Annotated in this window: 7 protein-coding genes and 1 pseudogene; 1 reads left to right on the top strand and 7 read right to left on the bottom strand. The window is 65.6% G+C overall.

All coding sequences use genetic code 11. The features are described from left to right. Window positions 1-180: pseudogene (locus tag OEY_RS0127370) on the top strand (TetR family transcriptional regulator); the annotation flags it as partial. A 47-nt stretch (window positions 181-227) separates the two neighbouring features. Here the strand turns inward: OEY_RS0127370 and OEY_RS0127365 are convergent. The 7 genes from OEY_RS0127365 to OEY_RS0127335 form a co-directional block, all read right to left on the bottom strand. Continuing rightward, complete coding sequence (locus tag OEY_RS0127365; RefSeq protein WP_228791322.1) at window positions 228-734, bottom strand: integrase core domain-containing protein; 507 nt, start codon at window positions 732-734, stop codon at window positions 228-230. Window positions 735-1,319: 585 nt separating this feature from the next. Next, window positions 1,320-2,951 carry a long-chain fatty acid--CoA ligase gene (locus OEY_RS0127360; RefSeq protein WP_003937321.1) on the bottom strand — a complete coding sequence of 544 codons (1,632 nt, stop codon included), beginning with the start codon at window positions 2,949-2,951 and terminating at the stop codon, window positions 1,320-1,322. Between the two features lie 74 nt (window positions 2,952-3,025). Beyond that, on the bottom strand, window positions 3,026-4,093 hold the full coding sequence (locus OEY_RS0127355; RefSeq protein WP_003937320.1) for a BtrH N-terminal domain-containing protein: 1,068 nt from the start codon (window positions 4,091-4,093) through the stop codon (window positions 3,026-3,028). A gap of 49 nt (window positions 4,094-4,142) precedes the next feature. Continuing rightward, window positions 4,143-4,979 (bottom strand): SDR family oxidoreductase, encoded by an 837-nt coding sequence (locus tag OEY_RS0127350; protein WP_010596905.1) that lies wholly within the window; start codon window positions 4,977-4,979, stop codon window positions 4,143-4,145. Beyond that, window positions 4,976-6,505 (bottom strand): aldehyde dehydrogenase family protein, encoded by a 1,530-nt coding sequence (locus OEY_RS0127345; RefSeq protein WP_003937318.1) that lies wholly within the window; start codon window positions 6,503-6,505, stop codon window positions 4,976-4,978. Before OEY_RS0127345 ends, OEY_RS0127350 begins: the two co-directional genes overlap by 4 nt. Continuing rightward, window positions 6,502-7,227, bottom strand: coding sequence for a transglutaminase-like domain-containing protein (locus tag OEY_RS0127340; protein WP_003937317.1), 726 nt, complete (start codon window positions 7,225-7,227; stop codon window positions 6,502-6,504). Before OEY_RS0127340 ends, OEY_RS0127345 begins: the two co-directional genes overlap by 4 nt. Continuing rightward, on the bottom strand, window positions 7,224-8,070 hold an 847-nt coding region (locus OEY_RS0127335), incomplete at its 5' end, for a cytochrome P450 (protein ID WP_010596904.1). The genes OEY_RS0127335 and OEY_RS0127340, both read right to left, overlap by 4 nt.

The following is an 8,070-nucleotide window of genomic DNA, read 5'->3' as shown; positions in this document are numbered from 1 at the left end:
ACCAGCCCTGAGGCCCGCGCCCACCTCGGCGACCTCGACACCACCTTCGTCATCATCCAGCTGCTGGGCCCGATCGTCTTCGCTCGCCTCACCGGGCTGCACAGCATCGACCACCACGACTGCGCACGCCTGGTCGACGATTTCCTCACCGCCCACCACAACCACAACACCCGCAAGTAAAACCGACAAAAGCCCGCACGTACGGAGGTCGGGTCAACGGCTCTGGCTCAATTCGGGTGTGAGGGATACCAGAGCCGTTGATCGAACACTCCTGGACGAGGCCGCTGCTGCGTCGTCGTGTCCCGTGTCAAGTAGTTGGCAGGTTTTCGGTCTCGGGGAAAGTTGGGGATCCGAGGGCCGACCAGGCCAGGGTGGATCTGGATCGGCCGGTTCCAAGCGATGGCTTCGTGCGGCCGGACGGTGTTGTGCTCGACCCGGTAGGCGTCAGCGTGCTTCACCACGGCCAAGACGTCATCGATCTCCTCGAGGAACAGTCGCTCGTACTTCAGCGACCCGAAACCGCGTTCGCGCGAGCCGTTCTGGCCCGGCGACCTGACTCGGGTACCGACGTGGCGCAGTTCGGGGTGTGCGGTGACGAACGCCTCGAAGCGGAACGACCGGAACGGGCCGCCGTTGTAGGTCACGATCGTCGCCGCGGGCTCGAGACCACGGCCGGGCTCGCGTGGGCACGTTTCGGCCAGCGGGTGGTCGTACGACTGCTCGTAGTCGGCCAAAGCGCGCTCGATCGCGGTGATCGCGTTCGTGCTGGTTCGCCGTCGGCGACACATGCCAGGGATGCTCGTATTTGCTCCAGTAGTCCCGGCAATCCGCGATACGCCACGTCCCGCCAGCGGTGGTCTCGAACTCACTGAAGTCCAAACGCTACACCTGATTCGGGCCGGTGGGCTCGGCGGCGAACGCAGCCTTGCGGCTGGCGGCAGCAGACCCTCGTCTCGCAGGCACCGCAGCACGGTCGCCTGCGACACCGGGTGCCCGTCGCAACGGCACATCGCCCACACCTTGCGATGGTCGAACCGGACCGCCGCCAGCACTGCAGGTGGGAATTTTCGCAGGTACCAGCAGGAAGTATCCAGGGCCGCCAAGTGGCCGTGATCGCGCGGCAGTCGAGGTTTGGCCTGCGAGGTTCTCGGCTGACTCAGCGTGGGGTATGTCGCACCACCCGGTCTGCGTTCGCGGCGTGACTGAAGAGAGGCGTGACCACTAAGGCCGGGCAAGGTACTCGAAGTCGGACTGTCCGCCGCGGATCCTAACCCCACGATGTGAGCAGGGACCCGTGCTCGATGATCTAGAGAGGATTCCTAGATTTCGACGACGGCAAGCTCTCCTTCGGCATGCAGGGAGCGCAGGCGCTTCTTGTCGAACTTGCCGACCGAGGTCTTGGGCACCTCGGAGACGAAGCACCAACGCTCGGGCAGCCACCATTTGGCGACCTTGCCAACGAGGAAGTCACGCAGATGGGCAGGTGTGGGCTCGCGCCCGTCACGTACGACGATCACCGCGAGGGGACGTTCCTGCCACTTCTCGTCCGGCACCCCGATCACAGATGCCTCGAGCACATCGGGGTGTCCGGCGAGCAGCAGTTCGAGCTCGACCGAGGAGATCCACTCCCCGCCAGACTTGATCACGTCCTTTGTGCGGTCGGTCAGCGTGACGAAACTGCGTTCATCGATCCGACCGACGTCGCCGGTGCGCAACCAACCGTCCTGAAACTTCTCCCCGTCATCCTCTTCGCCGATGTACGAGCCGGTGATCCAAGGTCCGCGCACCTGCAGCTCGCCGACGGCTTCGCCGTCGTGCGGGAGCTCATTGCCCGCGTCGCCGACGATCCTCAATTCCACACCTGGAACCGGACGGCCTTGAGTGGCTCGCAGGCGCCACCGCTCCTGCGTGTCGAGCGATGCCGGCGGACGCGCGACGGTGGCCAGCGGCGAGGTCTCGGTCATTCCCCACGCCTGGACAACCTGTACGCCGTACTTCTCCTCGAAGATCTCCATCAGGTGAACGGGCACGGCGGAGCCACCGCAGGCAACCAGGCCGAGAGAGGAGATGTCGTAGCTGGGGTTGGCCTCCACGAAGTTCAGCACGTCGTTCCAGATCGTCGGGACCGCGCCTGCGACGGTTGGCTTCTGGGCATCGATGAGCCGTACCAGCGGCTCGGCCTGCAGGAACCGGTCAGGCATGAGAAGGTCGGCACCTGCCATGAGGGCGGCATAGACCAGTCCCCAGGCGTTGGCATGGAACATCGGCACAATAGCGAGGATCCGGTCATCGCAGCCGACTCGCAGTCCGTCGGCGGCGCAGGCCGCCATCGAATGCAGGTAGGTCGACCGGTGGCTGTAGGCGACGCCTTTGGGGGTCCCGGTGGTACCGGAGGTGTAACACATGGCGGCTGCTGACTGCTCATCGAGGTCAGGCCAGTCGAACGTCTCGGGCTGAGCGGAGATGAACTCCTCGTAACCCACGACTGTGAGCCCGTCACGGTGCAGCGGGGTGAGGTCCACCCCCCCGGTCACGACGACGGTGTGCACACTGGTGATGTGCGGCAGCACGGGGGCCAGCAGCGGGACCAGGCTTCCGTCGAGAATCACGACCCGGTCCTCGGCGTGGTTGCCTATGTAGACGAGTTGATCTGAGGCGAGGCGTAGATTGAGAGTGTGCAGTACCGCGCCCATCGAGGGCACCGCACAGTAGGCTTCCACATGTTCCTGGTTGTTCCACATAAAGGTTGCGACGCGCTCATCGCCTGTGATCCCGCAACCGCGCAACGCGTTGGCCAACTGGGCGGACCGCCGTCCGATCTCGGCGAACGAGGCGACCTTCACGCTCCCGTCGGGCTGCAAGGTCCGCACGGTTGCCGAGCCATGCACACTCGAGCCGTGGCGCAGAATCGCCGCAGTTGTCAACGGGACGTTCATCATCGTGCTCTGCATAGCATTCCTTGTTGAGAGAGTTGCCTTCGAACACAGCGATCCGGAGACCGAGCGTCCGGGGAAAAGTGGGGCTGTCAGCGATCTGCAGCCATAAGCGAGCTTGAAGCAGACTCCAGGGACTCGACCAGGTCCAACTCCAGCTCTGGCAGCCGGCTAGCCGCCAAAGACATCCCGGCCGCGCGCGCTCGCACATCAACGTCGCGCCGGATACCGGCACGTGCAGTCTCGGTCCATGCCTGCGCACAACGGCTGGCGGAGACGGCGAGTTGAGCGGTGGCGAAGTCGCCGGTCAGGCGTGCGACATCCGCGCAGCCATCGGCGAGCAATCGGCGGAACAGCCCGCCGCCGGTACCTGCCTTCTCGATAAAAGCGCTCAGGCTGAACAGGAGGATCTCGAGGTCGTCTATCGGAAGATCGGCCCAGGTCCGAACGTCGGCCGCCAGCTGTACGACCGCAGCTAGGCCCTCGGCCCCGGCCGCCGCTGTCGTGAGATCGACGATCCCGGGCTGCGACGGGCGGCGCATACTGGCCGCGGACTGGCGAAATGCCTCTGCCGCTACTTCCGCCACGTCTGGCAGCGCGTCCGGCCAGATGATGCGGTAGGTGCAGTGGCGCGTCGGTTCCGGGAAAGACTTCGAGGACCGCGCCCGAGCCAGCGCATCGAGCGGGACCTCCTGCACCTCGGCGCGGTCATTGTCCACGACAAAAGCGATCCCCTCGGCCTCGTCGTGACCGATCACGACGATATCGTGGCGACTCATCCGCAACTGGACCCGCAGGTACGGCAACTCACCGATGTCGCCCCACACCAGACTGGGTCTGCCTGCTTCGATCTCGTCGAGAACCCATGACCATCCCTCGCGAGGATCGTCGGTCGTGAGAACGTGGACCTGTCCGCCGAGTCGGCGGGGTAGATCGACTTCGAAGTCGGCACCTCGTCCCACCAGGTACAGCGGTGGGACGAGGTCGCTCGACCGGAGGTAGGATAGCCCCACCGCGCCACCGAGCGCGAACACCAGACCTTCGTCGGGCGGTCCATCCCACCCCAGACCATGCCAGTGCAGAAGATCGCGCATCGCGCCAGAGCCGCAATGCCCCGCCATCCGATGCGGGTAGTCCTTGATCAGGGTTCTGCGGGGCATAGGAGTTCCTCTTCGGTGGATCGGCGCACGACGGGGTTCGAAGACTGGATCAGTTGCTCCGGATTCTGTCCAGGTAGGCCTGGCGTATCCTCATGTCGACGTCGTCGAGGAACACCGAGTCCGTGCCCAGGGCCGATCCGAGCCAGGTAGCCAACCGACCGGGGACGAACTTCATCGCGGCGACCATGCCGCCGGCGAGGCGGGTGACACGCACGAAAGAACGCGGATTCTCGATCAGATCGGCTGTCGCTCGAGCGATCTCCTCGGGCTCGGCGTTGCGCAGTCCCTTGGCCCCAGCCGTCCCAGCGACGAGCTCGGTGTTGGTGAACGTAGGCCGGACCGTGGACAGCTGGACCCCGGACTTGCGGTATTCCTGTCGTGCTGCCTCAGTGAACCCGATGACCGCGAACTTGGTGCCGCAATAGGTCGCCAGACCGGGTACGGCGAGCTCACCGGCCAGTGATGCGGTGTTGATGATGGGCCCGGCACGCCGCGGCAGCATCCGTTGGAGGGCGAGTTTGGTCCCGAAGATGACTCCCAGGACGTTGATCTCGACCTGCCGCCGGGTCACCGCGTCGGCTTCCTCGTGGGCGTGCCCGGTGGGCATGATGCCCGCGTTGTTGATCAGCACGTCGAGGGGGCCGAGGCCCCCCTCGACCAGGTCGAGAAATTCGCGGAACGAGTCGGGATCGGTGACATCGAGGCGGGTGACGACCTTCACCCCGAGCTCGACGGCGGCCTCTTTGGCACGTGCCTCGTCGACGTCGCCGATGGCGACGCGGTGGCCTCGTCGGATCAGCTCCTTCGCGGTCTGGTAGCCGATGCCGCGGGCTCCGCCGGTGATCGCCACAGTCTTGGCGGCAGTGTGGGGGATGTGCGTCGTCACTTGCTGTTCTCCTTGTTCAGGCCGAGGCGTTGCCACAGGCCGCGGCCGGCTGCCGCGCGCAATACTCTTTCGGCGATGGCCGCACGCCGGGAGGTGTACGGGTACCACGTGAGTTCTCGTGCCGGGACAGGAATCCGCGGCTCGGTCACCGCCTGGACCCGGCAGTACTTGTGCAGCCCGTAGGCACCGCCGAGCCGCGCACCGATACCCGATGCCTTCCATCCACTGTGCGGCAGTGTGGTGGCGAAGAGGTTGCTGAAGACGTCGTTGATGTTGACCGCACCCGCGTCCAGGCGTTTCGCAATGCGCTGTGCCCGAGCGTGGTCGCGGGTCCACACCGTCGCAGACAGGCCGTACGCCGAGTCGTTGGCCAGACGGATGGCCTCGTCTTCATCCGCGACCAGCATCACCGGGATCGTGGGGCCGAAGGTCTCCTCGGTCATGCAAGCCATCGTGTGGTCGACACCGACCAGGACGGTCGGAGCGTAGTAGTTCCCGACCGCACTCCGGGTTCCGCCGGCCAGGACCCGCGCACCCGCCGCCACCGCCTGGCTGACGTGGCGATCGGCGATCTCGACCTGCCTCGCAGTGACCATCGCACCCACGTCGTCACCTGTCGCCGCACCCTGGGCCAGGGAGCGCACCCTCTGCGTCAGCCGGGCCACGAACTCGTCGTAGATCTCAGCTACCACGTATACCCGCTCGACGGAGATGCAGACCTGCCCTGCGTTGAACAGACCGCCCCACGCGATCCCCTCCACCGCACGAGCAAGGTCGGCGTCCTCCAGCACTATCGCCGGATCCTTACCGCCCAGCTCCAGGCTCACCGGCTTCAGGTGCTCGGCGCAGCGGATCGCGACCGCACGCCCGGTGGCTGTCGAGCCGGTGAACTGCACGAAGTCAGCGGCGTCCACCACCGACGCACCCGCTTCGCCGGCACCCACAACATGGGCCAAGACCGGAGGGGCGCCGATCTCGTGCCAGCCCTCGACGACCCGCGCACACGTCAGTGGCGTCTCCTCCGAGGACTTCGCCAGGACCGCGCATCCGGCAGCCAACGCGGGCGCTGCATCCATGAGGAAGAGGGTGATCGGGAAGTTCCAGGGCGTGATGAGCCCGACAACCGGATATGGGTGGTAGGTCTTGGACAGCCGCTTCGGCAGACTCAACAGACTCGAGGACCTGACCTGCTCGCCAGCGAGAAACCTCTCGGCGTTGTCAGCGTAGTAGGTGATGAATTCGCACGACGCGGTCGTCTCCACGAGGGCATCTGGGCGCACCTTGCCCGTTTCGGCTTGCAGCAGATCGGTGAGCTCGTCGGTGTGAGCCAGGATCCAGTCCCGCCAGCGATGCAACCATCTGGCGCGTTGCCGCGGGCCAGCCTCGACCCACCCGACCTGGGCGCAGCGGAGGTCAGCCGCGACACCGTTCACGGTCTCGCGATCATCCACAGGGACGGTTGCGATCAGCCGGCCATCGGCTGGGTTGCACACGTCCAAGGCGTCCGCTGCGGTCGCCGTGCTCATCGGTCCTCCAGGGGTGAGTGGAACCCACCGGAGATCCCGTCGGGCTGGGTGCGGCTGGTGGGTGTGTCGGTGAAAGCGTCAGCGATCACGTCAGCGCGCTTGAACATCAACGGTCCATAGGTATGCCGAAGCTCGGTCAGGATCGCGTTCAAAGGCAGATCGTCGAAGATGCCGCGCTCGCGGACGTACTCCATATGCTGGGCTCCGTCGGCGGTGAAGGCGTGCAGGAGTGCGTCGCGATCACCGTCGAAATCCACCGGCGGCACACCGAAACGCGCACACAACTCGGTGTTGAACGCAGGCGTCGCCTTCAACCACCGGCCGTCGATGTAGAGACGGCTGTAGCCGTGATAGACGAACAGGTCTGTGCCGCCCATGAGCGCTCGCAGCGCTTCGGTCTGCAGGTGATTGCGGACGTCAGCGAAACCCAGCAGCGCCGGAATCCCTGCCGCTCGGCACACCGCGGTCAAGAGCACCGCCTTCGGGACGCAATAGGCGCGCCCGGACTCGAGGACGAAGCTGGCTCGATAGTGGGCGGGATTGTCCGACACCGTGTAGGGGTCGTACCAGATCTGGTCACGGACGGCGGTGAAGAGGCGATTGGCCTTGTCCCGGTCGGTGCTCGCATCCCCAACCGCGGCGGCGGTGAATGCCCGGACGGACTCGTGCTCGATGTCGAGGAAGTCGGTCGCCCCCAAGAACGCCACCGGTGCCGGATTCATCTGCGCTCCAGGGTGATCGGCAACCCGTCGACAGGAATGGGGAGCGAGGTGTTGTCCCATCTCACTTCATACTGGTCGGGGACCGACCAGGTGTAAGTGCGCAGCATGTGGTGCAGGATCGCCTTGACCTCGAGGGTGCCGAAGTGCAGACCAATGCACTTGTGCACTCCTCCGCCGAAGGGGATCCACCCGAAACGGTGATTCTGGTCCTCATGGCGCGGCTCGCTGAAACGGTCGGGGTCGAAGGTGTCGGGCTCGGTCCAGCACGACTCGTCGAAGTGGTTCACCGCAGGAGCCACGGCCACCAGGGTGTCCGCCGGGATGTGGCGTCCGGCAATCTCCACGTTCTCGATCGTCTTGCGCATCACGATCGGCACGGGCGCCACGAGGCGCAGCGTCTCCTTGATCACCAGGTCGAGAGTCGCCATCGAGTCCAGGTCGTCGATGTCGGGGCGGCGTTCACCGAGTCGGTCGGACTCGGCCCGAGCCCGTTCCTGCCAGGCTGGGTGCTTGGCGAGGAAGTAGGCGGCAGCGGTGGTGGTGATGGTCGAGGTATCGTGGGCCGCCATCATCAAGAAGATCATGTGGTTGACGACGTCCTCATCAGTGAACGCCTCACCGTCGGCCGTGCGCGCATGGCACAGCCCCGCAAAGAGGTCGTCTCCCTGGGCACTTCGAGCCGTCGGCAGATGCCGGGTGAAGTAGTCCTCCAGGAGCGTGCGCCCATGGACTCCGGCGCGCCACCGAGTCCCCGGCAGCGGGAAACGGATGATCGAGCTGGCTGCGCGCACGGTGGCCACGAAGGCGTCGTTGATGGCGTCAGTGTCCTCGCTCCCTCCCCGA

The organism is Rhodococcus sp. P14 (assembly GCF_000256505.1).
In the GTDB taxonomy this organism is placed as follows: domain Bacteria; phylum Actinomycetota; class Actinomycetes; order Mycobacteriales; family Mycobacteriaceae; genus Rhodococcus; species Rhodococcus ruber.
The sequence above is the reverse complement of the archived record's forward strand: the minus strand, read 5'-3'. Positions and strand labels throughout refer to the sequence as shown.